At 70.6% G+C, this 24,008-nt stretch carries 20 protein-coding genes; 7 read left to right on the forward strand and 13 right to left on the reverse strand.

The features are described 5' to 3' along the window. Positions 1 to 251: 251 nt before the first annotated feature. Positions 252 to 1,463 carry a bifunctional phosphopantothenoylcysteine decarboxylase/phosphopantothenate--cysteine ligase CoaBC gene (gene coaBC / locus DC432_RS05905; RefSeq protein WP_116537080.1) on the forward strand — a complete coding sequence of 404 codons (1,212 nt, stop codon included), beginning with the start codon at positions 252 to 254 and terminating at the stop codon, positions 1,461 to 1,463. Positions 1,464 to 1,549: 86 nt separating this feature from the next. Here coaBC and DC432_RS05910 read toward each other — a convergent pair whose 3' ends face one another. The 8 genes from DC432_RS05910 to DC432_RS05945 all read right to left on the reverse strand — a co-directional run bounded on the left by DC432_RS05910 (position 1,550) and on the right by DC432_RS05945 (position 12,334). Continuing rightward, a complete protein-coding gene (locus DC432_RS05910) occupies positions 1,550 to 2,215 on the reverse strand; it encodes a peroxiredoxin-like family protein (RefSeq protein ID WP_116537081.1) in 666 nt (221 codons plus the stop codon). A gap of 162 nt (positions 2,216 to 2,377) precedes the next feature. After that, positions 2,378 to 3,673 (reverse strand): DUF2510 domain-containing protein, encoded by a 1,296-nt coding sequence (locus DC432_RS16745; RefSeq protein ID WP_116537082.1) that lies wholly within the window; start codon positions 3,671 to 3,673, stop codon positions 2,378 to 2,380. A gap of 63 nt (positions 3,674 to 3,736) precedes the next feature. Further along, positions 3,737 to 7,198, reverse strand: coding sequence for an error-prone DNA polymerase (locus DC432_RS05920; protein ID WP_116537083.1), 3,462 nt, complete (start codon positions 7,196 to 7,198; stop codon positions 3,737 to 3,739). 45 nt (positions 7,199 to 7,243) lie between these two features. Then, a complete protein-coding gene (locus DC432_RS05925; RefSeq protein ID WP_116537084.1) occupies positions 7,244 to 8,788 on the reverse strand; it encodes a DNA polymerase Y family protein in 1,545 nt (514 codons plus the stop codon). After that, on the reverse strand, positions 8,788 to 9,516 hold the full coding sequence (locus DC432_RS05930) for a hypothetical protein (protein WP_431739674.1): 729 nt from the start codon (positions 9,514 to 9,516) through the stop codon (positions 8,788 to 8,790). The genes DC432_RS05925 and DC432_RS05930 overlap by 1 nt, the downstream gene beginning before the upstream one ends. Before the next feature lie 143 nt (positions 9,517 to 9,659). Next, the gene (locus tag DC432_RS05935) at positions 9,660 to 10,157 is read right to left on the reverse strand and encodes an HNH endonuclease (protein WP_108320650.1); all 498 of its coding nucleotides are present in this window, start codon (positions 10,155 to 10,157) and stop codon (positions 9,660 to 9,662) included. Between the two features lie 338 nt (positions 10,158 to 10,495). After that, positions 10,496 to 11,311 carry a M23 family metallopeptidase gene (locus DC432_RS05940; protein WP_243393048.1) on the reverse strand — a complete coding sequence of 272 codons (816 nt, stop codon included), beginning with the start codon at positions 11,309 to 11,311 and terminating at the stop codon, positions 10,496 to 10,498. 324 nt (positions 11,312 to 11,635) lie between these two features. Beyond that, positions 11,636 to 12,334 (reverse strand): metal-dependent transcriptional regulator, encoded by a 699-nt coding sequence (locus DC432_RS05945; protein ID WP_116537085.1) that lies wholly within the window; start codon positions 12,332 to 12,334, stop codon positions 11,636 to 11,638. Positions 12,335 to 12,432: 98 nt separating this feature from the next. Here DC432_RS05945 and serC point away from each other — a divergent pair, with 98 nt between their 5' ends. Beyond that, the gene (gene serC, locus DC432_RS05950) at positions 12,433 to 13,554 is read left to right on the forward strand and encodes a phosphoserine transaminase (protein ID WP_116537086.1); all 1,122 of its coding nucleotides are present in this window, start codon (positions 12,433 to 12,435) and stop codon (positions 13,552 to 13,554) included. Positions 13,555 to 13,623: 69 nt separating this feature from the next. On the opposite strand, the gene DC432_RS05955 is transcribed toward serC, so the two are convergent. Both DC432_RS05955 and DC432_RS05960 read right to left on the reverse strand, forming a co-directional pair. Beyond that, positions 13,624 to 14,226: a DUF3027 domain-containing protein gene (locus DC432_RS05955; protein ID WP_116537087.1), complete on the reverse strand. Its 603-nt coding sequence runs from the start codon at positions 14,224 to 14,226 to the stop codon at positions 13,624 to 13,626. Next, positions 14,210 to 14,593, reverse strand: a complete 384-nt coding sequence (locus DC432_RS05960; RefSeq protein ID WP_108320647.1) for a cold-shock protein — start codon at positions 14,591 to 14,593, stop codon at positions 14,210 to 14,212. Before DC432_RS05960 ends, DC432_RS05955 begins: the two co-directional genes overlap by 17 nt. Before the next feature lie 106 nt (positions 14,594 to 14,699). On the opposite strand from DC432_RS05960, the gene DC432_RS05965 reads away from it, so the two are divergent. From DC432_RS05965 to DC432_RS05985, 5 genes are all read left to right on the forward strand, one after another. Continuing rightward, positions 14,700 to 14,981 carry a multidrug ABC transporter ATPase gene (locus tag DC432_RS05965; protein WP_116537088.1) on the forward strand — a complete coding sequence of 94 codons (282 nt, stop codon included), beginning with the start codon at positions 14,700 to 14,702 and terminating at the stop codon, positions 14,979 to 14,981. A 1-nt stretch (position 14,982) separates the two neighbouring features. Beyond that, positions 14,983 to 16,713 (forward strand): helicase-associated domain-containing protein, encoded by a 1,731-nt coding sequence (locus DC432_RS05970; protein WP_116537089.1) that lies wholly within the window; start codon positions 14,983 to 14,985, stop codon positions 16,711 to 16,713. 66 nt (positions 16,714 to 16,779) lie between these two features. Then, positions 16,780 to 18,429, forward strand: a complete 1,650-nt coding sequence (locus DC432_RS05975) for a DNA repair helicase XPB (protein WP_116537090.1) — start codon at positions 16,780 to 16,782, stop codon at positions 18,427 to 18,429. Between the two features lie 69 nt (positions 18,430 to 18,498). Then, complete coding sequence (locus DC432_RS05980) at positions 18,499 to 19,191, forward strand: response regulator transcription factor (protein WP_108318117.1); 693 nt, start codon at positions 18,499 to 18,501, stop codon at positions 19,189 to 19,191. Positions 19,192 to 19,324: 133 nt separating this feature from the next. Continuing rightward, positions 19,325 to 21,001 (forward strand): sensor histidine kinase, encoded by a 1,677-nt coding sequence (locus DC432_RS05985; protein WP_207770769.1) that lies wholly within the window; start codon positions 19,325 to 19,327, stop codon positions 20,999 to 21,001. A gap of 648 nt (positions 21,002 to 21,649) precedes the next feature. On the opposite strand, the gene DC432_RS05990 is transcribed toward DC432_RS05985, so the two are convergent. The 3 genes from DC432_RS05990 to DC432_RS06000 all read right to left on the reverse strand — a co-directional run bounded on the left by DC432_RS05990 (position 21,650) and on the right by DC432_RS06000 (position 23,979). Continuing rightward, entirely contained in the window at positions 21,650 to 22,147 is a 498-nt protein-coding gene (locus DC432_RS05990) for a hypothetical protein (protein ID WP_108317326.1), read from the reverse strand. A 219-nt stretch (positions 22,148 to 22,366) separates the two neighbouring features. Next, entirely contained in the window at positions 22,367 to 23,731 is a 1,365-nt protein-coding gene (locus DC432_RS05995; protein WP_116537092.1) for an ADP-ribosyltransferase domain-containing protein, read from the reverse strand. Beyond that, complete coding sequence (locus DC432_RS06000; protein WP_207770766.1) at positions 23,728 to 23,979, reverse strand: hypothetical protein; 252 nt, start codon at positions 23,977 to 23,979, stop codon at positions 23,728 to 23,730. The genes DC432_RS05995 and DC432_RS06000 overlap by 4 nt, the downstream gene beginning before the upstream one ends. Between the last annotated feature and the right edge of the window lie 29 nt (positions 23,980 to 24,008).

The following is a 24,008-nucleotide window of genomic DNA, read 5'->3' on the forward strand; positions in this document are numbered from 1 at the left end:
GTCGGTGCGGCCGGGGCCCCCTGCGCGACGCGCCTGCGCGACCGGGGCCCCTGCCCGACGCGCCTGCGCGACGAGAACAGGCCCCGCGACGAGAACAGGCCGGATTCCGCCGGATCCGCCTGTTCTCGACACACCCCCCTGTTCTCAGGATGCCGACGCAGCCGCCAATCGTCCTCGTCCCGCTCGCGCGCGCCCACGACCCCGCCGGCACCCCGCCCCCACTCCGCGATCCGGCCTGGAAGACTGGAGCCATGTTCGTCGTCGTGGGAGTCACCGGGGGCATCGCCGCCTACAAGAGCGTGAGCCTGGTCCGTCTGCTGGTCAAGGCGGGGCACGACGTGCACGTCATCCCCACCGTCGATGCCCTGCGCTTCGTCGGCCAGCCCACGTGGGAGGCCCTGAGCCGCAACCCCGTGACCACCTCGGTGCACGACGACGTCGCCCGGGTGCGGCACGTCGCCCTCGGCCAGGCGGCCGACCTGGTCATCGTGGCACCCGCCACGGCCAACACCCTGGCGTCGATGACGGCGGGACTCGCCTCCGACCTGCTCGGGACGACGCTGCTGGCCACCACCGCACCGGTGGTCGTCGCCCCCGCGATGCACACCGAGATGTGGCGCCACCCCGCGACCACCCACAACATGCGCGTGCTGCGCGAGCGCGGCATCCACGTGGTCGGTCCCGCCGACGGCGAGCTCACCGGGGGCGACACGGGACCCGGTCGAATGTCGGAACCCGAGCAGATCGTCGCCGCCGCCCTCGCCCTCGTCGAGCGTCCGCGCGACCTCGAGGGCCTGTCGGTGGTCATCAGCGCCGGCGGCACGCGCGAGCCCATCGACCCGGTGCGCTTCCTCGGCAACCGCTCGAGCGGACGACAGGGGGTCGCACTCGCGCGGGCCGCCGCGGACCGCGGGGCGCGGGTGACCCTGGTCGCGGCGCACCTCGACGCCGACGTCCGCCCCGATCCGCGGGTCGAGGTCGTGGCCGTGAGCACCGCCGACGAACTCGGAACGGCGATGGATGCCATCTCCCCCACCGCCGACGTCATCGTGATGGCCGCGGCGGTCGCCGACTACGCCGTGGCGGCGGTGTCCGAGCAGAAGGTGCGCAAACAGGACTCCCCCGGCGGACTGACCCTCGAGCTGCGCGAGAACCGCGACGTGGTCGCGGGGCTCGTCGCGGCGCGTCGCGAGGGACAGACCATCGTGGCCTTCGCCGCCGAGACGGTCGCCGACGACGCGGAACTGCTCGAGCGCGCACGCGCCAAAGCGGCGAGGAAGGGCGTCGACCTACTGGCCGCGAACGCGGTGGGATGGACCCGGGGGTTCGAGACGACCGACAACGCCCTCACGATCGTCGGTGCGGGCGGCGAGGTCGTGGCCACGGCATCCGGGACGAAGGACGACACGGCGCACGCGCTGCTCGACGCCGTCATGGCGACCCGCGGCGCCCGTCGCCACTGAGGCGGCAGCGCCCCACGGAGGCGCGACGCGACGGGTGTGCGGGGCGCGACGCTCGGCCGGGTCGGCCGCGCCACGCCCCGCGGGGTTCAGGCGTGCCCGAGGGCGTCGACGGCGCGGACGATCTCGTCGGTCTCGGTGCGGGTGGTGTAGTCGACGTGGATGTCGGCGAAGCGGATGCGCCCCTCGGCGTCGATCACGTACACCGAGGGGAAGGGAATCCGGGCGGTGTCATCGGCATTGCTGTCGGCGACGTCGAAGCCGAGCTCGGTGTGGGCTGCGCGCGCATCCGCGCTGGGCTCGGTGACGATGCCGAAGCCCTCGGCGAGCGCGTTGGCGGGGTCGGAGAGGACGGCGAAGTCGAGCGCGGCGTCGTCGGTGATCTTGGCGGATCCCTCGGGCGTCTGCGGAGAGACGGCGATGAGCTGGGCGCCGCGTTCGCGGAGGGCGGGGATGAGTTCCTGCTGGTAGGTGCGCAGGGTGATGTTGCAGTAGGGGCACCATGCGCCGCGGTAGAAGACGACGACGCCGACCGCCCCGCCGAGGGCGGCGGAGAGCGAGGTGGTCTGCCCGTCGGCGGTGAGCAGCGAGGCATCGGGGGCCTCGTCGCCGACACCGAGTGCCCCCGCGGGGATGCCGTCGGCGCGGAGGTCTTCTTGTTCGCCGGCGAAGACCCCGGCGAGTCGGTCTCCGATCTGCGCTTCGAATCCCGTGTTGAAGTCGTCGATCTGCTGGGCGATGGACGTCGTGGACATGCTCTTACTCCCGGTTGACGCGGCGTCGGGCGCCGGTTCCAGGAGCGTATGAGCGCTCAGAGGGTCGGGCTCCGCGCGCGTCACGTGACGAGACACGGCGTCACACATCGACACATCGTTGCGGGCGAGAGGCCATCGTCCGACGGCCCCTCGCCCGAGTGGTCAGTACGTGTTCGAGATGGCGAGCGCTTCGAACAGCGGGATGAGTTGGACGATCAGGACGGTCAGGAAACCGATCAGCGCGACGAGTGCGACGACGTTGACGGCGATCGCCGCCCACATGGGTGCGAGACCGGCGCGGGTACGACGGCGGGCGACCACCGCCCGACCGATGATGTACACCAGGGCGCTCGACATGACGATGACGAGGAAGCTCCAGGCCCAGTGGAACGGCCGTTCGACGCCGCGGGCTCGCAGCTGCCGCCAGTCCAAGAAGGCGAACAGCACGGTCACCGCGTAGAAGGCGATGCTCAGCACCGAGGTGACCGCGTTGACCAGGATCGCATCGGGCGTGGGACCCAGACCGTAGATCTCGGCGTACACCGATTCCTGCAGGTAGGTCGACCAATCGAAGAGGAACAGTCCGATGACACCCAGCAGCGGAAGGAACACCAGCAGCCAGATCCACACGGTGTTCGTGGAGATGTCCGTTCGCGGGGCTGCGTGGGGCGCGAAGGCACCGGCACCGGCGGCTCCGGCGGCGGGGTAGACGGGAGCACCGGGGTGCGCCGACGCAGCCGGGTAAGCGGGAGCACCGGGGTAGGCGGAAGCACCGGCGTCGGCGGGCGCGCCCGGGTAGACGGGAGCACCGGGGTGCGCCGACGCAGCCGGGTAGGCGGGAGCACCGGCGTCGGCGGAAGCATGGGCGTAGGCCGGAGCACCGGGGTACGCCGGAGCGCCCGGGGAGTCGGGATACGCGGGAGCCTCAGCCGCTGCGGGAGCACCCGAGGGCACCGGGGCGTCGTGCGATGCTCCCACACTTGCGGCGACGGCTGGATCAGCCTGAGCGGGCGCGGTCGGGTCGGCGGGGGTGGGCTCGGGGGCGGCGTCATGGACCGGAGCCGGATCGTGGGCGGGTGCCGGTTGCACTGCCGCGACCGGCTCGTCGATCGATGCCGCGTCCGCGGTCGGAACCTCGTCGGGCGCTGCACCCGCCGGCTCAACACCCGCAGGCTCGACACCCGCCGGCTCGACACTCGCAGGCTCGACACCCGCAGGTTCGACAGCCGTCGGCTCGACACTCGTCGACTCCGCCGAACCCCCGGCATCCCGTCCCTCGTCCTGCTGCTCGCGGACGTCGCGCGTCGGCTCGTCGGCCGCGGGCACGGCGGGCGCCACGACGCTGCCGTCGTGCGCGCGCACTTCGTCGGTCCACGAGGTGCCGTTCCAGCGGCGCAGTCCGCCGCCCCCGGCGGGGTCGGGGTACCAGCCGTCGGGCGGAGTGGGTGAATCGGTCATGTCGTTTCCCTGTCTGATGCGGAACCGGGCGAGATGGCCCGAGTCTAGTGAGCACGAGCGACGTCACCGGAAGTCGCGTGACGCGTGGGCGACCCCCACCCGCAGGTCGGTGAATCCGTCGGCCACCACGTTCGTCACCCCCTCGACGGAGCGTTCGAGCATTCCCCGCACGATCAGCGCGGGCGACTCGCGCGCCACGCGCCGGTAGCGGTTCCACACCCCCACCGAGCAGATGATGTTCATGAGGCCGTGCTCGTCTTCGAGGTTGAGGAAGGTGATCCCGGATGCCGTGGCAGGCCGCTGCCGGTGGGTGACCAGCCCCGCGACCTCGATGCGGCGGTCGGTCTCGTAGGTGCGCAGCTCACGCGAGGTGATCACCCCGCGCGCGTCGAGAGCCGCCCGGAAATGGACCAGCGGGTGATCGTCGGCGGACAGACCGGTCGCCCACAGATCGGCCGCGAGCACCTCGTAGCTCGAGGGGTCGGTGAACAGCGGGGGCTGCACCGCGACGAGCGAATCGGGCAGGAACTCCGGGCGGTCCAGCGCCGCCGACCCCGCCAGCCAGATGGCCTCGCGCCGCGTGTGCCCCAGGCTCTCGAACGCCCCCGCCGTCGCGAGTGCTTCGACCTGGGCGGTGACGAGCCCGGTGCGACGCACGAGGTCGCGCAGGTCGCGGTAGGGGCCCCCGCGTTCGCGTTCCTCCACGACGCGGGCGGCCACTTTCGCGCCGATCCCGGTGACGCCCGCCAATCCCAGCCGTACCGCGAATCCTCCGTCGCGGCGGTGCGCCAGGGTCTCGTCGGGCTCGCGCGGATCGAACTCCCCCGTCGGAGGCTGCCGGGCGTCGGCGCACGCGTCGCGTCCGGTCGGCCGACTCTGCTGCCCGGTGGCCGCCGCGGCATCCCCTTCTGCCCGTCCCGCGGCCCCCGCCGCCTCGTCGACGGGTTCGAGCGTCGCCTCGACCCCCGAGCGCTGCAGGTCGGGCCGGCGCACCACCACGCCGTGCCGTCGGGCGTCGGCGGTGAGAGTCGCCGGGGAATAGAACCCCATCGGCTGGGCGCGCAGCAGGCCGGCCAGGAACGCCGCCGGATAATGCAGCTTGATCCACGAACTCGCATAGACCAGCAGGGCGAACGAGAGGGAGTGCGACTCGGCGAACCCGAAGTTCGCGAACGCCTGGATCTTGGCGTAGAGCTCGTCGGCGACGCGTCCCACCAGGCCGTTCTCGGCCATGCCCGAGTACAGCGTCTCGCGCAGGGAGTCGATGCGCTCGAGCCCCCGCTTGGATCCCATCGCCCGTCGCAGCAGGTCGGCGTCCTCGGCCGAGCAGTTGCCGACGGCGACGGCCATCTGCATCAGCTGCTCCTGGAAGACCGGTACCCCCATCGTTCGGGCGAGCACGGGTTCGAGCTTGGGGTGGACGTAGGTGATGGGCTCCTGCCCGAGCTTGCGGCGCACGAAGGGGTGCACCGCGCCGCCCTGGATGGGACCCGGACGGATGAGCGCGATCTGCACGACGAGGTCGTAGAACTTGCGGGGCTGCAGACGCGGCAGCAGCCCCATCTGCGCGCGCGACTCCACCTGGAAGACCCCGATCGAGTCCGCTCGGCAGAGCATGTCGTACACCGCCTTCTCTTCTTTGGGCAGGGTCGACAGCTCCCACCGCTCGCCGGTGGCGTCGTGGATCAGGTCGAAGCAGTACTGCAGCGCGGCGAGCATGCCGAGGCCCAGCAGGTCGAACTTGACCAGTCCCATCCACGCCGCGTCGTCCTTGTCCCACTGGATGACCGTGCGGTCGTCCATGCGGGCGTGTTCGATGGGCACCACCTCGCCGACCGGGCGATCCGTGAGCACCATTCCCCCCGAATGGATGCCGAGATGCCGCGGCGCCTTCAGCAGTTCGGACGCGAACTCGATGACCTGGTCGGGGATGTCGTGGTCAGCGCCGGTCTCGAGGCTCGCGCCCCAGCGCTCGACCTGCTTCGACCAGGCGTCCTGCTGCCCGGGCGAGTGCCCGAGGGCCCGTGCCATGTCGCGGACGGCGTTCTTGGGCCGGTACTGGATGACGTTGGCCACCTGCGCCGCGCGTTCGCGACCGTACTCGCGGTAGACCCACTGGATGATCTCTTCGCGCCGGTCGGAATCGAAGTCGACGTCGATGTCGGGTTCTTCGTCGCGCAGGCTCGAGAGGAACCGTTCGAACGGCAGCTTGTAGAAGATCGAGTCGACCGCGGTGATGTCGAGCAGGTAGCAGACGGCGCTGTTCGCCGCCGAGCCGCGTCCCTGGCACAGGATGCCACGGCGCCGGGCCTCGGCGACGATGCCGTAGACGATGAGGAAGTAGCCGGGGAAGTCCTTCATCTCGATCACCTCGAGCTCGCGCTCGATCCGCCGACGGTCGTCGTCGGAGAGGTTCGGATACTTCCGCGGGACGGCCTGCCAGACGAGGTGGCGCAGCCACGACATGGGGGTGTGCCCCTCGGGGACCTTCTGCCGCGGCAGCGCGGGCTTCGCCCGGCGCAGGGGGAAGGCGATCTCGTCGGCAAGTTCGACGGTGCGGGCCACGGCCCCCGGGTATCGGCGGAACCGCGCGGCCATCTCGACTCCCGACCGCAGGTGCGCCCCGGCATGGGCCGGGAGCCAGCCGTCGAGCTCGTCGAGTCCGCGGTTGGCCCGCACCGCGGCGACGGCGGCCGCGAGCAGCTCTTTCTGCGGAGCCGCGTAGTGCACGTTGTTGGTGGCCAGGGTGGCGAGGCCGCGTTCGGCCGCGAGGCCCGCCAGCACGTCGTTGCGCCGGGAATCGAGCGGGTCGCCCTGGTCCATCAGCTCGACGAACACGGCTTCTGCCCCGAACAGGTCGACGAGGGTGTCGAGCTCTCGGGCGGCACCCGCCGGCCCGTCGAAGGCGAGCGCCTGCCGCACCGCTCCTTTTCGGCATCCGGTGAGGACGGCCCAATGGGGGTCCTGCGGACCGCCGGCGCGTTCGGCGAGTTCTTCGAGGTCGTAGACCGGGCGGCCTTTCTCGGCTCCGGTCAGCTGCGCGTGGGTGATCGCGGCGGCCAGGCGGTGATACCCCTCTTCGCGACGGGCGAGCACCAGCAGGTGCGAACCGTGCGGGTCGGCTTCTCCGTTCTGCGGGCCGGGGAGCCCGAGCGACAGCTCCGCCCCGAACACGGTCTTGACCGTGCGGGCCTCGGCCGCCTCGGCGAAGCGCACGATGCCGTAGAAGCCGTCGTGGTCGGTGAGGGCGAGCGCGTGCAGTCCCAGCCGTTCGGCCTCTTCGACGAGTTCTTCGGGCGATGAGGCGCCATCGAGGAACGAGTAGGACGAGTGCGCGTGCAGCTCGGCGTAGGGCACGGTGTCGTCGGGCCGCTCGATGGTGGGCGGTACGTACGCGCCGCGCTTGTGCGACCAGGCCGGGCTATCGCCCCCGTCGCCGTTGGGCGGCGCGTCGGTCGGGCGACGGGCGTCGCTGAGCAGTCGTTCGAGCTCCGACCATTTGACCGGTGGGTTGGTCCAGCCCATCAGCTCACCGCCCGATCCTGCGAGGACGGCGCCGGGTCCGATGCCTCAGTCATAGCGCCCCTCCGCTCTCCACTCGCCCTCTTCGACCACGAGCAGCCACGCGCCACCGGCGTCGTCGACGACCTGGAACCGGTGCGCCCGGCGCGCGCGCAGGGCATCCCACCCGCGTTCGCTGATCGGCCAGGGGCCCGCCCATTCCCGGATGCGGCGCCGTTGGCCCGCCGTCTCGAGCACCGCGGGTGGCGCACTCAACGCGTCGCGCTCCCCCACCGTGACCGGGGCTCCCGCGACGTCGGTGACGCCCACGAGGCGCGGCTCGGGGTAGACCGTGGCCGGCAGGGGGTCGGGAAGACTGCCCGGCCACGGCCGCGAGCGCTCTTTCGCCGTCACGGCCCGATCGCCCCACGGCACCAGCACCTGGCGTTCGGCGAGCCAGCGCCCACCGCCGATCACCGGGGTCGCCACGGCACGGTGACCGAGCATGGCCTGCACGCGCGACAGTGCGTGGTGGACGCGCTCGTCGGGACCAGCACCGAACAGACCCTTGGCGTGGTGCGCCGCGGCATCCACCGCTTCGGGTTCGATGTGCACCCCCGCCACACCGCTGCCGAAGATCCCCTGCGCGTCTTCGGCGAGCTGCCACCGCACCCGATCGACCACACCCGCCGCATCGAACGCCCCGGGGTGCAGCCACACGCGTTCGCTGCGCTCACCCCGCTCGCCCGTCAGGACCACGCGCAGCTCGGTGCAGACCAGCGCGTGCACGCCCAACTGGGCGATGAACTCCTCGGCGGCCACGCGCACCCCGAAGGCGACCTGATCGGCGAGTTCGAGGGGCGGCTCGAACGCGATGTCGCGGTGCAGTTCGGGGGGCGGGGTGCGCGGCTGCACCGGTTGCGAGTCGAGGCCCCCGGCCAGGGCGTGCAGACGCACCCCCCTCTCGCCGAACCGCTCGCGGACGCGTTCGACCTGCAGAGCGGCGAGATCGCCCAGCGTGTGCACGCCCAAACGCGAGAGGAGGCTGCCGAACTCGTCGTCGTCGAGGGTCGCGATCGACAGCGGCGCGAGGAAGGCCCCCGCCGCGCCGGGGTCGACGATGCGCACCGGGTCGTCGGTCGGGGCCGTGCGCGCGGCCTGCTCGGCGGTGAACACCCCGTCGGCGACGCTGGCGCGCACACCGCCGAAACCGTCGTCGTCGAGCAGGCGGATCAGCATGCGCGCCGCCTCGGCCTCGCCGCCGTAGTACCGCGCCGGCCCGCGGGAACGCAGCGCGCACAGTCCCGGGCGGACGATCTGCACCCCGGGCGCTCGCTCTTCGACCCTGGCGACGACGGGGGCGAAGGCCCGGGCGTCGCGCACGGGATCGGCGGGGACGACCTGCAGCGTGGGGCACAGCGCTTGCGCATCCCGACGCTTCTGTCCGCGCCGCACGCCCTGGGCGCGGGCCGCCCACGAGCACGCGACGACGAGGTTGTTCGCGAACACCGCCACGGCGGCATCCGGTTTGGGGGGAGAGACGGCCTCGCGCATGAACGCGGTGATGGGCCAGTCGGGGAACCACAGCACGAGGCTGCGCGTGGGCGCCTGCATCAGCCCACCGCCCGCACGGGGTAGACGTCGCGATCACGCGGAACGAGGCGCTCGGCGGGAGCGCCGAGCAGCTCGATCGTGCCGTCGGCGGCGGGAAGCAGCATGCGCGCCCGCCGCGCGTTCGGCGACCGCCTGCTGGTGACCGACACGGTCAGCTCGCGCCCCGCGAGGTAGCCGTGCCCCTGCCCGAGCCCCGACCATCGGGGATCGGCCACGTCGATGACGGCCTCGGCCTGCGGCCACGCCCCCTGCACGAGCAGGACCGACCCCCGATCGCGCAGGCGCGCAGCCAGACGCGTGGTCTCGGCGCCCGCGCGCGCGGCCGGCGATCCCGCGGGCGGACGCACCGCGACGACCGGCAGCACCTCGGCGATCGTCGCCGTCACGGCCAGCCACCGCGGACCGGGGTCGGGGATGAACACGAGTCGATCGAGGTCGAGTCCGTATTTCTCGGCCGCCTCGGCGCCGAGCTCGGGCATGCCGATCACGCCGCACCAGGCGCCGTCCTGCGACGGCCGCGCCATGAGAGCGAGCAGCAGCGACGCCGACCGCGCCAGCGCGTAGACCGACCCCGACCGCAGCCCCCCGCCGGGCAGCAGCGACGAGAACGCGGGATGGGTCGGCAGCACCGGGGCGTCCATGCGCCGCCCCTGCATGCGCTCGAGGCGATCGCGCAGCGCATGGATGTCGGGTACGGCCTGTACCTGGTCTCTCACGATCGCCCTCACTCCCACAGGTTAGAACATGTGTTCTATTCCCTCAATCCCTGTGGGTCGAAGATACGATCGACCTCCGACATCGGCGCCGGAGCCGGCATCCGCGCACGCTGACGGCACCCTCCCCCTCGAGGGTGGAGAGACAGGATGCCGACTCAGGCCGCGAGCGCCAGGTACGGCTCCCACCGCGGGTCGCTCTTGTCGACCCCGCGCACCGTCCAGGACGATCCGTGCGGCGGCGCCGGCACGAGCCGCAGCTCCCAGCGCATCTCCTGCGGGGTGCGGTCGCCCTTGATGTTGTTGCACGCGAGGCAGCAGGCCACGAGGTTCTCCCAGGTGTCCTTGCCCCCGCGCGAGCGCGGAAGCACGTGATCGATCGTGGATGCCGCCTTGCCGCAGTATCCGCACCGGTGGGCGTCGCGACGCAGCACGCCGCGGCGGGTCACCGGCACGCGCCGCGCCCCGGGCACCCGCACGTACCGGGTGAGGATGATCACCGCCGGACGGTCGTAGGTGCCGGCGGCGGCCCACACGGGGTCTTCCTCGACACGCTCGACGACGGTGGCCTTCTCGTTCATCACGAGCACGAGGGCTCGCTTGAACGACACGACCGCGAGGGGCTCGTAGCCCGCGTTCAGCACCAGTGTGCGCATTCCGTTTCCTCTCGAATGGCCGAGACGGCTTCTCGGATGTTCGACGTTCGACGGCGTCAGGCGCGGAAGGGCATGAATAAAGGCGCTGTCTACACAGACAGCGCCTCGGAGGTCGCGGCGAAGCCGCGGCATCCGAACTCACGATGCCGGAGAACGAGCAGCCCGAGCGCATCCATGGTGCGGATGCGCGGACTGGTGTTCATCGGCTTCCCTCCGGTTCTTCGGACGTCGCTGACAGGCTAACCCACTGCGACACGCCCGGGGTCAGGCCGACGGGGAAACGACAGACGGCGTGTCGGAGAACGATCGTCTCCGGCACGCCGTCTGCGGTCGCGGGCTCAGCCCGCGTTCTGCTGAAGCCAGGCGTAGGGATCCACCACCGAGCCGTTGATGTGCACCTCGAAGTGCAGGTGGTTGGCGGTCGAGCTTCCCGTCGAACCGACCAGACCGATCAGCTGACCGGCGGCGACGGTCTGACCCGCCTGCACCTGACGGCTGCCGTAGGTCATGTGACCGTAGGTGGTCGAGACCTTCTGGCCGTTGATGACGTGCTCGATGACGATCGCGACGCCGTACCCGCCGTAGCTCTCCTGCGAGACGCTGACGACACCGGCGGCGGCGGCGAAGATCGGCTGCCCGCCGGGCGCGAGCAGGTCGACGCCCTGGTGGTAGCCGGAGTCCCACAGACCGCGGCCGAGCGTGTAGCTGGTCAGGGGCCAGCGCACCTCGCCCGAGCCGGGCGCGGTCATGTTGAGGTCGACCGAGCTGACGGGCCCGCTCGAGGTCGACGCCTTCGCGGCGTTCGCGGCGAGCTCGCGGGCACGTTCGGCGGCGGCGGCAGCGGCGGCCTCTTGATCCTTCTTCTTCTGGATCTCCTCGGCCGTGGTGGCCGAGTAGCTGCTGCGGTCGAGCGTCTCGGCGGTCGCGTCGGAGGCGACGACGAGCGACTGGTTGTCGGGGGCCGACATCTGCTGCAGCGTCACCGTCTCGGCGGCGGGCATCGTCGCGGCGTAGGCCGGGATCGCGACGGTGGCGACCATGCCGGCGACCATCGAGAGGATCACCGCGCTGCGGACGGGCTTGCCGAAACGGCGGCTCTGCGGGGCACGGGACGCGGGAACGGAGCGGGTGACCGCCGCGGTCGCGGTGGGCACGGGGACGCTCGCCGTTCGGGCGACGGCGGCACGCGTGCTCTTACGGGTGGGACCCGTCGCGGGAGCCTCGGGTAGGCCCGCAGCGGGATCGTTGTGTTCAGCCAAAGTTCCTCCGGCGCCTCTGCGTCTTCGGGGACGCTGGCTCGTCAGCACTCGATTGGGGGCACGATGTGCGGGCTTGGCCCTCTGCGGACGACGAGCCGGAGAGGCAAACCGCGAGGGGTCCGACGGCGGGCTTCTGGCCTGTGGACCCTCAGAGGCTACCCGAAGATAACGAACAAGTCACGCTTAGGCCGGGGTGCACAGCCAACACCCGGCCGCGGATCAGTCCTCGGCGACCAGGAAGATGTGCGAGGCCACCTCGACCGGCAGCTCCAGCCCCTCGTCGACCCCGTCCATCTGCACGAGCACGTAGCCCTCGTTGAAGCGGTAGTCGCCGCGGGCTCCCGGCAGGACGCCGGCGGCCTTGAGCTGCTGGAGCAGCTCGGGATCCACCTGGGCCGGTTCGGCCAGACGACGGACGGTGCCCGAGATCGGTCCGCCTGCATCGGTGAGCTTGCGGACGAGACCGACGACGCCGTCGTCGAACGTCGAGCTCGCGGTGTCGCCGAGCTGATCGAGTCCCGGGATGGGGTTCCCGTAGGGAGACTCGGTGGGGTGCCCGAGCAGTTCGACGAGACGGCGCTCGACCTGCTCGCTCATGACGTGCTCCCAGCGGCAGGCCTCGTCGTGCACGTACGCCCAGTCCAGGCCGATCACGTCGCTGAGCAGGCGCTCGGCCAGCCGGTGCTTGCGCATGACGTCGACGGCCTTCTGGCGTCCGTCGTCGGTGAGCTCGAGACGGCGGTCCTCGGACACGACGACGAGACCGTCGCGCTCCATGCGTCCGACGGTCTGCGAGACCGTGGGACCCGAGTGCCCGAGTCGCTCCGAAATCCGGGCGCGCAGCGGCACGATCTTCTCTTCTTCGAGCTCGAGGATCGTGCGCAGGTACATCTCGGTGGTGTCGATCAGGTCGGTCATTCAGCAGTCCTCGATGTCGCGCGGCAGGTCCTCCCAGCCTACCGACCCCCTCCGACACGAGCGCGGGCGGGTCCGGGACCGGACCCTAGAATCGAGCCATGTCGCACGTGGAACTCCCCGCCGATCTCCTGCCCGCCGACGGCCGCTTCGGGTGCGGCCCCTCCAAGGTGCGCGGTGCGCAGCTCGAGGCGCTCGTCACCCGCGGCGCCTCGATCCTCGGGACCTCGCACCGCCAGGCCCCGGTGAAGAACCTGGTCGCGAGCACGCGCGAGCGTCTCGCCCAGCTGTTCCGCCTTCCCGAGGGCTACGAGATCATCCTCGGCAACGGCGGTTCGACTGCTTTCTGGGATGCCGCCGCCTTCGGCCTGATCGAGAACCGCAGCCAGAACCTCGTCTTCGGCGAGTTCGGCGGCAAGTTCGCCTCGGCCGCCGCCGCGCCGTGGCTGCAGGCGCCCGACGTCCAAAAGGCCGCACCCGGCACCCGCACCGTGGCCGAGGCCGTCGAGGGCGTCGACGTGTACGCCTGGCCCCACAACGAGACGTCGACCGGTGTGTCCGCCCCCGTCGAACGCGTGCACGGGGATGCCGGGGCCCTCACCGTCATCGACGCCACGAGCGCCGCGGGCGGCATCGACTTCGACGTCGAGCAGGCGGACGTCTACTACTTCGCTCCGCAGAAGAACCTCGGCTCCGACGGGGGCCTCTGGTACGCCGCCGTCTCGCCCGCGGCGATCGAGCGGATCGAGAGGATCGCGGCATCCGATCGCTACATCCCCGAGTTCCTCAGCCTGAAGAATGCGCTCGACAACTCGCGTCTGCAGCAGACGCTCAACACCCCCGCACTGGCGACGCTGCTGCTGCTCGACGAGCAGCTCGGCTGGATCCTCGACAACGGCGGCCTGGGCTGGGCGGCCGCGCGCACCGCGGAGTCCTCGTCCGCCCTGTACGAGTGGGCGGATGCCAGCGAGCACGCGACCCCGTTCGTCGCCGACGCCGCCGACCGATCCCCCGTCGTGGTCACGATCGACTTCGACGAGCGCATCGACGCGAGCGCGATCGCCAAGAGCCTGCGCGCCAACGGCATCGTCGACACCGAGCCCTACCGCAAGCTCGGCCGCAACCAGCTCCGCGTGGCGACCTTCGTGTCGATCGAGCCCGAGGACGTGCGGCGTCTCATCGGCGCGATCGACTACACGATCGCGAACCTGCCCGGCTCCTGAGGTCCTGCCTCATCACGAAGGCCGCCCCGCATCGCGCGGGGCGGCCTTCGTGGTGAGAGCCGAGGGGCGTCAGTAGCTGCGCTCGCCCTCGTCGATGTCCTCGTCGTCGTCGTCGGAGTCGTCGTCGTCATCGGAGTCGTCGCCCGAGTCCTCGGACTCGTCGTCCGCGTCGTGACCCAGCGTGTGATCCGCATCGAGCTCGTCGATGTCGACGCCGTCCAGATCGCCCGCGTGGAAGCGCGGCTTGGGCTCGTCGTCATCCTCGTCGTCGTCATCCGATTCGTCGTCGTCCGACTCGTCCTCATCGGCGTCGTCGTCGAGATCGTCGTCGGCGTGCGCCGCAGCGGCCTGCGCCGCCTGGTACTCGGCCAGACGCGTGGCCCACGGCACCCAGTCGGGGGCGAGCAGGGCGCCGTCACCGGGCAGCAGCTCGACCTCGAGCACGGTCGGCTCGGCCTCGTCGACCACGGCGACGCTGACGGTCCAGAACCAGCCCGGGTACCCGGACAAACGGGTGTGGAACCGCAGCGAGACGACGCCGTCGTCTTCGACCGTGTAGTCCGCGGGCGGGCCGACGGTGTCGGCGGCGGTGATCTCGTGCAGGGCCGAGAGCGCGAGGTCGTGCGCTCCCGTCAGGCGCTCGTCGGCGACCGGCTCAGGCTTCGAAGTCATCGGCGACCTTGCGCAGGACCGCGGCGATCTTCTGCGCGTGCGGGCCGTTGGGGTAGCGGCCGCGACGCAGGTCGCCGCCGATCCCGTCGAGCAGCTTCACGAGGTCTTCGACGATGATCGCCATGTCGTCGGCGGGCTTGCGCGAGCGCTTCGACAGGCTCACCGGCGCGTCCAGGACGCGCACCGACAGCGCCTGCGGACCGCGCTTGCCGTCGGCCACGCCGAACTCCAGTCGCGTCCCGGCCTTGGGTGCGGGGGTCCCGGCGGGCAGAGCCGTGGCGTGCAGGAACACGTCCTGGCCGTCATCGGTGCTGATGAAGCCGAAGCCCTTCTCGTCGTCGTAGAACCTGACCTTGCCGGTGGGCATGGACACCTCGCTGGATAGATGCGCGAACGCGCGGCGGAACGCGGGAACCGAGCGGATCCCGGTCTTCCAGCCTACGGCACCGGCGCCAGGCAGTAGGCTGAGCGCGATGAGCACCCGCACCACCGGCGGCACCACGCCGGGCGACGACGTTCCCGTCCGACGCATCGACCGCATCCTGGCGTTCATGTCGCTCGGGCTGCTGGTGCTGTCGGTTGTGTGCTTCTTCGCGATCATCGCGGGTTCCACCGCGGGTGCCGACCTGTCGTCGGGCGTCTGGCCGGTCGTCAGCCTGCTCGTGCTGGTCGCTCCCCCGGTCGCCTTCGCGTGCCTGCTGGCCGTGCTCATCATGAGCTTCACGCGAAGGGCCCGGGCCAACAAGGCCCGCTGACGTGCCCGAGACCTCCGCACAACGCGCACTGGCGGTCGCGTTGAGCGCGCGCTCCGACGACGAGCTGGCGACGCTGTTCGCCGAGCGCCAGATCTCGCCGTCCAGCACCTGGCGCGACATGTTCGACGCGGCCGAGGCCCTGCTCGAACCGGCGAGCATCGCCCGCGGCCTGCCCGCCCTCCCTCGCCCCGAGGCCGAAGCGCTGATCGACGCCTCCCCCGGCGAGCCGGTCCCCGCGCCGCAGCGCGAGCGTCTGGCATCCCGCGCCCTCGTCGGCGACGACGGCATCCCCTTCCCGAGCGTGATCGACGCCGTCCGCGAGGCCCTGCCCGAGGGATCGACGGATGCCGAGGCCCCCCGCCGCGCACCGCTGACGCCCGAATCGGTCGCCGCCGCCTCCGAGGCGGCGTTCACGAACGCGGCGTGCGTCGCCGACATCCTCCTGCAGACGCTCGAATCGCCCCTCGGTCGCATCGGCACCGGATCCCTGGGCGCCACCGAGCGTCGGCGGCTCGTCGACGCGGGAGCGGTGTCGACGCCCGCCGAAGCCGACCTGCTCGTGGGACTCGCCGCCGACGTGGGCCTGCTGGGGGCGAACGACCGCGCCTGGCTGGTGTCGTCCGCGGGTCGCGAATGGCTGCGTCTTCCGACGCTCGAGCGCTGGTCCCGCACCGCCGGCGCGCTGCGCGACGCCCTGCCCGGCGCGTATCGCGACGCCGACGGCGGCTGGATCCCGACCGAGCAGTGGGCGCAGGCGACGCCGTTCGACCCCGACGCGGCCGATCGCGCGACCCTCTGGATCCGCCGGCTCGTCCGCTGGGGACTCCTGGATGCCGCGGGCCACGTCACGCCGTGGGCCGAGCCCCTGTCGCACGGGGGCGAGATCGACACCTCGGCCCTGCGCGAACTGCTGCCGCCCGAGGTCGACCGCGTCTATCTGCAGAACGACCTCACCGCGATCGCACCGGGCCCGCTCGCGCCACACCTCGACGTGCGCCTGCGCACGATGGCGGCGCGCGAGTCCCGCGCCCAGGCGTCCAGCTACCGCTTCAGCGCCGCGACCATCGGGGCGGCGATCACCGCCGGCGAGACGGCGGAGTCCCTGCGCGAGTTCCTCACCTCGATCTCGCTGACCGGTCTTCCCCAGCCCCTCGCCTACGTGATCGAGCGGACGTCCGCCGAGCACGGCCGGGTGCGCGTGGCGACCGAGCCCGAGACGCAGCTGACGCGGGTGCGCACCGACGACGAGACCCTGCTGCGCTCGATGGAGGTCGACCAATCGCTGCGCTCGATCGCCCTGAACCGCACCGATGACGACGAATTGATCTCGCACGTCTCGGCGGACGTCGTGTTCTGGGCTCTCACCGACGCCCACTATCCCGCCGTCGCGGTCGACGCCGAGGGCAACCCGCGTGCGCTCGAGCGCGCGAAGCTCGCATCCGACGCAGCCCCGAGCGCCGACCCCGTCGACACGTACGGCCCTCTCCTGCAGCGTCTGCGCGCCGGAGCGGAGGACTCGGATGCCGCGTGGCTCGAGCGCGAGCTCGACCAGGCGGTGCGCGCCCGAGCCGTCGTCGACGTCACGGTGCGCCTGCCCGACGGGTCGGCCCGTGTCTTCCGTCTCGAAGCGACCGGCCTCGGGGGCGGCCGTCTGCGCGGGCGCGATCGCGGCGCGGACGTCGAACGCACCCTGCCGCTGTCGCACATCGACGGCGTCGCCCTGGTCGACTGACCCGCGCGGCGGGGGTGTGCACACCCGGGAGCCGAGCGCTGCCCGACCCCGGTAAACTCGTACCTTATGGCTGACGGCCCCCTCATCGTGCAGAGCGACCGCACCGTCCTCCTCGAGGTCGCGCACCCCCAGGCAGAGACGGCGCGGCACGAGCTCGCGGTCTTCGCCGAGCTCGAGCGCGCACCCGAGCACATCCACACGTACCGCATCACCCGCCTGGGCCTGTGGAACGCCCGCGCGGCCGGACACGACGCCGACGCCATGCTCGAGACGCTCGACAAGTGGTCGCGCTTCCCCGTCCCGGCATCCGTCAGCACCGATATCCGCGAGAGCGTGAACCGCTACGGCCGCCTCGTGATCGAGCGCGACGACGAGGGCGTCCTGGTCCTGCGATCGACGGATGCCGCCGTGCTCGGCGAGGTGTCGCGCAACAAGCGCATCGCTCCCCTGCTGATCGGGCACCCGACCCCCGACAGCTACGTCATCGACGCGTGGGCGCGCGGCCACATCAAGCAGGAGCTGCTGAAGATCGGCTGGCCCGCCGAAGACCTCGCCGGGTACACCCCCGGAACCCCGCATCCGATCGATCTCGCCGAGGACGGATGGAGCCTGCGGCCGTACCAGCGGCAGGCGATCGACTCGTTCTCCGAGGGCGGCTCCGGCGTGGTGGTCCTGCCGTGCGGCGCGGGCAAGACCCTGGTGGGCGCCGGCGCGATGGCCGACACCCGCACGACGACCCTCATCCTGGTGACCAACACCGTCAGCGCCCGTCAGTGGCGCGACGAGCTGCTGCGCCGCACCACGCTCACTCCCGAAGAGATCGGCGAGTACTCCGGCCAGGTCAAAGAGATCAAGCCGGTCACGATCGCGACGTACCAGATCCTCACCGCCAAGCGCGGGGGCAAGTACGCCCACCTCGCCCTGCTCGACGCGCTCGACTGGGGCCTGGTGCTCTACGACGAGGTGCACCTGCTTCCCGCCCCGGTGTTCAAGCTCACCGCCGACCTGCAGGCACGACGTCGCCTGGGCTTGACCGCGACGCTCGTGCGCGAGGACGGCCGCGAGGGCGACGTCTTCAGCCTGATCGGTCCCAAGCGCTTCGACGCGCCGTGGAAGGAGATCGAGGCGCAGGGCTTCATCTCGCCGGCCGCCTGCTACGAGGTGCGCATCGATCTGCCCGCCCACGAGCGTCTCGAGTACGCGGCGGCGGCGGACGAGGACCGCTACCGCCTCGCGGCGACGGCCCCCGCCAAGATCGACGTCACCCGACGGCTGGTGCAGCGGCATCCCGGAGAACGCGTCCTCGTCATCGGGCAGTACCTCGACCAGATCGACGAGCTCGCCCAGGCGCTCGGAGCCCCGCAGATCACCGGTGCCACACCGATCCCCGAGCGCGAGGAGCTGTTCCAGGGCTTCCGCGACGGCAGCATCCCGCTGCTCGTGGTGTCGAAGGTGGCGAACTTCTCGGTCGACCTGCCCGAGGCCTCGGTCGCCATCCAGGTGTCGGGCTCGTTCGGCTCGCGGCAAGAAGAGGCTCAGCGCCTCGGGCGCCTGCTGCGTCCGAAGCAGTCGAACCACACGGCGAGCTTCTACACGCTCATCGCCCGCGACACCGTCGACCAGGATTTCGCGCAGAACCGCCAGCGATTCCTCGCCGAGCAGGGGTACGCCTACACGATCCTCGATGCCGACGGGATCGACGCCGCGGCCGCCTGACCCATACCAGGCGGCGGCTTTCCGTTCCATATCCAGCGGTTTGCTGGGTGCGATCACGATAATGAGGGCATGACAGCTCCTCGCATCCTCGTCGTGGACGACGAACCGAACATCCGCGACCTGCTCATCACGAGCCTGCGCTTCGCCGGTTTCCAGGTGCGAGCCGTGGCCAACGGCGCGCAGACCATCTCGGCCGTGCTCGAAGAGGAACCCGACCTCATCGTGCTCGACGTGATGCTGCCCGACATGAACGGCTTCAGCGTCACCAAGCGCCTGCGCGGCGCCGGCTACACCGCGCCCATCCTCTTCCTCACCGCGAAGGACGAGACCGAGGACAAGATCGAGGGCCTCAACGCCGGTGGCGACGACTACGTCACCAAACCCTTCAGCCTCGACGAGATCGTCGCCCGCATCCAGGCGATCCTGCGCCGCACCATGCAGGCCGACGAGGAGTCCATCATCCGCACGGGCGAGCTGACGATGGACCAGGACACGCACGACGTGAGCGTCGGCGACGTCTCGATCGACCTGAGCCCCACCGAGTTCAAGCTGCTGCGGTACCTCATGCTCAACCCCAACCGCGTGCTGTCGAAGGCGCAGATCCTCGACCACGTGTGGGAGTACGACTTCAACGGCGACGCCGGCATCGTCGAGAGCTACATCTCGTACCTGCGCCGCAAGATCGATCCGCACTCCTCCGAGCCGCTCATCCAGACCAAGCGCGGCTTCGGCTACATGCTGAAGTCGGGCAAGACGGTCTGAGCGGAGGTCTCTCCTGTCGCCCTCCGACGATGCCCTGACCCGCTGGTGGCGCGGGCTGAGCCTGCGCACCAAGGTCACCGGCGTGACCGTCGCGCTGCTCGCGATCGGGTTGTTCACCGCGGGCGTCGGGACCATGGTGTTCCTGCGCACGACACTGGTCAACAACCTCGACGAGCAGCTGGCGCAGCAGGCGGCGGGCAGCATCGCCAACAGCATCTTCACGACTACCCCGGTCGACGGTGACATCGTCTTCTCGCAGGTCGACAACGCGCCCCAGATCGGGTCGATGGTCGTCGTGTACGGTCCAGACGGCCGCCGCGAGGCGTTCTACAACGGCACGGCATCCAAGGCCCTGCCCGACCTGCCCTCGACGTTCACCGTCGAGCAGACCTACGGGCAGATCGACCGCCGCATCGACCTCGAGGATCCCGAGTCCGGCCAGCACTTCCTCGCGCGGGTCGGTGTGCTGCAGGTGCCGGGCAACCCCGGCGTCTACACGCAGATGGTCGTCCAGCCCCTGGCACCGACCGACCGCATCGTCGCCGCCTACGTGGGCATCTACGCCTTCGTCGCCCTGCTCATCCTCATCGCGACCGCGCTGTTGACCCGGTGGCTGGTGACGCTGGCGTTCCGCAACCTGCGGCAGGTCGAGACGACCGCGATGGACATCGCCGCCGGCGACTTCAGCCAGCGCCTGACCGACATCGTGCCCGACACCGAGGTGGGCCGGCTCAAGACCGCCATCAACGCGATGCTCGCCCGCATCGACGGCGCCCTCGGGCAACGGGATGCCACGGTCCGCCAGATGCGCCGATTCATCGGCGACGCGAGTCACGAGCTGCGCACGCCCCTCGTGACCATGCGCGGCTACGCCGAGCTCTACCGGATGGGTGCGATCCGCTCCGACGAGGACGTCGCGCAGTCGATGGAGCGCATCGAGAAAGAGGCGATCCGCATGGGCGCCCTGGTCGAGGATCTGCTCGCCCTCGCGCGACTCGACGAGCGCCGCGACGTATCGATCACCGAGCTCGACCTGCGGCCCATCGCCCGCGATGCCGCCCTCGACCTGCGCGTGACCTCCCCCCAGCGCGAGGTGACCGTCGACGACACCACCTCGCGCAGCGAGACGATCCTGCCGATGATCACGCTCGACCCCCTGCTCGACGCGGGCGGGCAGCCCGCCAGCGGCTCACCCCGCCGCAGGACGGCCCCGACGACGTCCGCGATGGCGATCGCCGCCGGCACGCTGTCGCGCTTGCGCCGCCGACCGAAGGACGCGAGCGACCCCTCCACGACCTCCGGCGAGACGCCGACGGTCGCCGCGGCCCCGCCGGTGAGCGTCGTGCGCCCCGCCGCACGGCTCGCCCCGATCGTCCTCGGCGACGAGAACAAGGTGCGCCAGGTCGTGGCGAACCTGCTCGGCAACGCCCGTCGGTTCACCGCGGACGACTCCCCCATCGGTCTTCGAGTGGGAGTGGATGCCGAGAACGACATGGGTTGGATCGAGATCATCGATCACGGCGAGGGCGTCCCCGAGCAGATCCGCGAGCAGATCTTCCAGCGCTTCTGGCGCGCCGACACCTCGCGCACCCGTGAGACGGGTGGGTCGGGTTTGGGCCTGTCGATCGTGGCATCCATCGTGGATCTGCTGCACGGCACGGTCGAGGTGGTCGATACGCCGGGTGGCGGAGCGACGTTCCGGGTGTCGCTCCCCCTCGCCGATCGCCGCGACGCGCAGGAGCACGCGCTCATCGAGACGCAGCCGCTGGAGCGCCTGCCCGAGGATTACCGCCCCGACCCCGACGCCTGACGCTACGAATGCCCGGGGCGTTCGTTCGGTCAGCGTCAGATCCCCGCGAGCAGATCACGCAGAGCCCCGATCCCACGCTCGCCGAGCTCCGGGTGTCGGGCGCTCGATAAGCGCGCTTCTCTGTCAGCCCAGGTGTGAGATCCGTGGCGTCGGCTCCAGGGCGAATCGCGTCGAGCTCCGCGATGATCTTCCCTACCCGCGCGGAGGTCAGGATCGGGCACAGCATCCGGATGCTTACCGGGAACCGACGACGAATGCCGCCACACGTACGCCATGACGGCGTCATCCAGGGCTGTCATCTCGTCGTCGGGAGATTCTGCAGGCCGGGACCGCGGTCGGCTATCGCCACGCCAGCGCGTCCACGCCAGCTGTCGAGAGACGCAACATGACCGCCGCCAGCTTGGAACGGACGCGTCCCAGCAGCCCGTCGTCCGCCGGTGCGACCTCGTGGAATGCCACGGTCACCGAGCCGCGAACGAACGCCATGAGCACGGGGATGAGGTCCTGCGCCTCATCGCCAAACCGAGCTGCTACGGCGCCCAGGTCACTGGTTGGTCCCGGCGCAACACCCCATCCGGTGTGGCGCACGATCGCGTCGCTGAGCTTCGCATCGTCGACTGCGGGTGGTGGGACATCCTGTTGGCGACGTCATTCATCGTCGAGAAAAAAGAATGGCTCGACGAACTTCCCGGGGGTGGTGATGGGCACGTCCGCAGACTCCCATGCACTCTGGAGCGTCTGCTGCACCTGATCGGCGAGCGCCTCGAGTGTCGAGGGGAGCGAGGCCGACGGATCCTGCTCGGCGAGTTGCTCGATGATCGTCACGGGACGACCGTCCGGGAGAGAGATCCTGGCCACCTCCAGGAGAACGACCTCGGGTGGAAGGACGATCTCCTGCTCGGCAGGGTTGGCGGCGAATGCCGCTATGTTGCGCCCCGTACGGCTCACGATGGCAGCAACGGCCGGGGTGGAGAAGTTCTCCGTCGCGATTCGGGGGTCCCTACTGGTCGCGGTCAGTCCGCGGGTCCAGCGCGCTGGCTTCAGGGGCGGAACGCCGGGAAGACCATGAAAGACGACACCCGTGTATGCGGGTAACCGCTCGAGCGCGCGGAGAAGAGCCAGGGCAGCACCGGCCGCGTCAGTCATGCGCCGATCCTCCCAACTCGTTGTCTTGTACGAGTTCAGGGGGACGGGGCGCCGGCCTTTTCACGACGATGCCCGGCAGCATACTGTCGGCTTTTTCGGGGATGGTCGGACGACTCCTGTAATCCCCCGCCAGCTGGCGCCGTCGGAGGTTGTCCATGCCGGCTTGCGTTTTCTCTCGCTCCTCAGCCGACAGCCCAGCAGCTATTTCGTCGAAGTCCGTCACGGCACCTCCCGCATAATGATCTGAATCTGGCCGTCCACTTCGCGGCGACGCAGCACCTCGAAGTTCGTTCCGGGCTTGAAGAGGACTTCATTCTCGTGGTCCGCGAAGCGGCTGAGGTGTTGAACGCTCTTCCCGTGTACCGATTCGATTTCGTACTGCACTTCTCCGGCGAAGGCGCGATCGATGTCTGCACTAGTGAAGGACTTATTCGTCACGATCTGGCCGGGTTGATAAGCATCGAGGTACGTCGCCCCAGGCTCCAGTCTTTCTCCTCGAAGGACGGTACCGGGATGGTCGGGGAGACGATCCAGGGCTCGGACTGCGCCATCGATAGCGCTCTGCAGTTCCGGTGTCATCGGAATCTGTCCTCGCAGTGCCTTGTTGATGTCGACGTACAGTGGCCCCGTGTAGTCCCGCAGCGCTTGCTCATCAGCTGCTATCTGCTCAGGAGTGGCATCGTCGGAACGCGACGGAGCGTCCACTTCATCGTCAGCACGATGCGCCGATGGGCTGCCTTGAGTGCCACCGCGGGGTGGCACGTCGTCCGCATGCGTGCCCGCGATAGGTGGCTGCTCAGGTGCGCGGGTCGGAGGCGTCGCCTCTGCAGCGCGGCGTGGGACGCGGCGGAACATATCCTCTCCGCGGCTCATCAGCGCCTTGAGCTCTGTCAGCAGGTCGCCGAGCTTGCCGCACGAGCGCAGCAGTCCGGTGAGCTTGCTGCTGATCTTCGCGGTCCAGCTGGCGACGCGGGTGGAGACCTGCGTGATGATCCACGGGGTGGCCAGGCCCACCGTGACCACGGCCTGCGTCGCCCACGAGATCGCGGAGCCGACCAGCTGCGACAGGATGTCGCGCACGAGGTCGTGAACGACCTGCACGATGGTCGAGGCGATCTGCAGACCGGTGGCCATCGCCCCCGCCCACTGACCCGACGCGCGGATGTGCGCGGCGGCGTCGGTCTGGAACCGGCGGTACGCCTCGATCGCCTCACCCGCCATGTCGTCCAGGTCGGTGACGACGCGGTCCAGGAAGTCGGCGGACGCATCCAGCTGGGTCTGGACGTTGGTCCAGGTCTGGGCGAACCCCATCACGGCGCCGGCGTCGCCGGTGAGGTCGTTGAACCAGCCCTTGATCGGCTCGAAATGATCGATCAGCCAGCCGAGGCCTGCGGCGATCAGCGACCCCAACGGGTCGATGACGGCGGCGACGGTGTCCACCGCGGTGCTGAACGCCGCCAGTCCACCCTCGACCCAATCACCCGACTCGATCGCGTGCGCGAGCTGCGTGCCGGAGTCGAGCAGCCCGGCCCCGCTGAACGGTGTCGCGGTGTCGACGGGTCCGGCGATGAGCGCGTTGCTCACAGGCCCGCCTCCAACGCCCGCACCCACTCCATGACTTTCTGCTCGTACGCCTCCATGTCGTGGCCGACGCCGACGATCTCGGTGGCCGAACGGCGCACCATGTCCTCGGCGGCGCCGATCAGCGAACGGGCGGCATCGGCCGCCACCGTCGCCGGCGCCACCAGGAACGAACACAACACCCCGAACGCCTCGGCATCCAGGCCCCCGGAGGACCCGGCATCCCGGGCGACGGAGATATCGGATGCCACCGCGCCCAACCGAGACGCATGCGACCCGA

It is taken from the genome of Microbacterium testaceum, assembly GCF_003075375.1.
GTDB lineage: Bacteria > Actinomycetota > Actinomycetes > Actinomycetales > Microbacteriaceae > Microbacterium > Microbacterium testaceum_E.

Excerpts from the sequence above, each read along its gene's own strand:
- DC432_RS05965 (WP_116537088.1), top strand. The coding sequence starts at position 14,700 with ATGAGCACCCGCACCACCGGCGGCACCACGCCGGGCGACGACGTTCCC.
- DC432_RS05945 (WP_116537085.1), bottom strand. The coding sequence starts at position 12,334 with ATGACCGACCTGATCGACACCACCGAGATGTACCTGCGCACGATCCTC.
- DC432_RS05955 (WP_116537087.1), bottom strand. The coding sequence starts at position 14,226 with ATGACTTCGAAGCCTGAGCCGGTCGCCGACGAGCGCCTGACGGGAGCG.
- DC432_RS05910 (WP_116537081.1), bottom strand. The coding sequence starts at position 2,215 with ATGTCCACGACGTCCATCGCCCAGCAGATCGACGACTTCAACACGGGA.
- DC432_RS05985 (WP_207770769.1), top strand. The coding sequence starts at position 19,325 with ATGGTGTTCCTGCGCACGACACTGGTCAACAACCTCGACGAGCAGCTG.
- DC432_RS05920 (WP_116537083.1), bottom strand. The coding sequence starts at position 7,198 with ATGGGCTGGACCAACCCACCGGTCAAATGGTCGGAGCTCGAACGACTG.
- coaBC (WP_116537080.1), top strand. The coding sequence starts at position 252 with ATGTTCGTCGTCGTGGGAGTCACCGGGGGCATCGCCGCCTACAAGAGC.
- DC432_RS05980 (WP_108318117.1), top strand. The coding sequence starts at position 18,499 with ATGACAGCTCCTCGCATCCTCGTCGTGGACGACGAACCGAACATCCGC.
- DC432_RS05925 (WP_116537084.1), bottom strand. The coding sequence starts at position 8,788 with ATGCAGGCGCCCACGCGCAGCCTCGTGCTGTGGTTCCCCGACTGGCCC.
- DC432_RS05960 (WP_108320647.1), bottom strand. The coding sequence starts at position 14,593 with ATGCCCACCGGCAAGGTCAGGTTCTACGACGACGAGAAGGGCTTCGGC.
- DC432_RS05975 (WP_116537090.1), top strand. The coding sequence starts at position 16,780 with ATGGCTGACGGCCCCCTCATCGTGCAGAGCGACCGCACCGTCCTCCTC.
- DC432_RS05990 (WP_108317326.1), bottom strand. The coding sequence starts at position 22,147 with ATGACTGACGCGGCCGGTGCTGCCCTGGCTCTTCTCCGCGCGCTCGAG.
- serC (WP_116537086.1), top strand. The coding sequence starts at position 12,433 with ATGTCGCACGTGGAACTCCCCGCCGATCTCCTGCCCGCCGACGGCCGC.
- DC432_RS05935 (WP_108320650.1), bottom strand. The coding sequence starts at position 10,157 with ATGCGCACACTGGTGCTGAACGCGGGCTACGAGCCCCTCGCGGTCGTG.
- DC432_RS16745 (WP_116537082.1), bottom strand. The coding sequence starts at position 3,673 with ATGACCGATTCACCCACTCCGCCCGACGGCTGGTACCCCGACCCCGCC.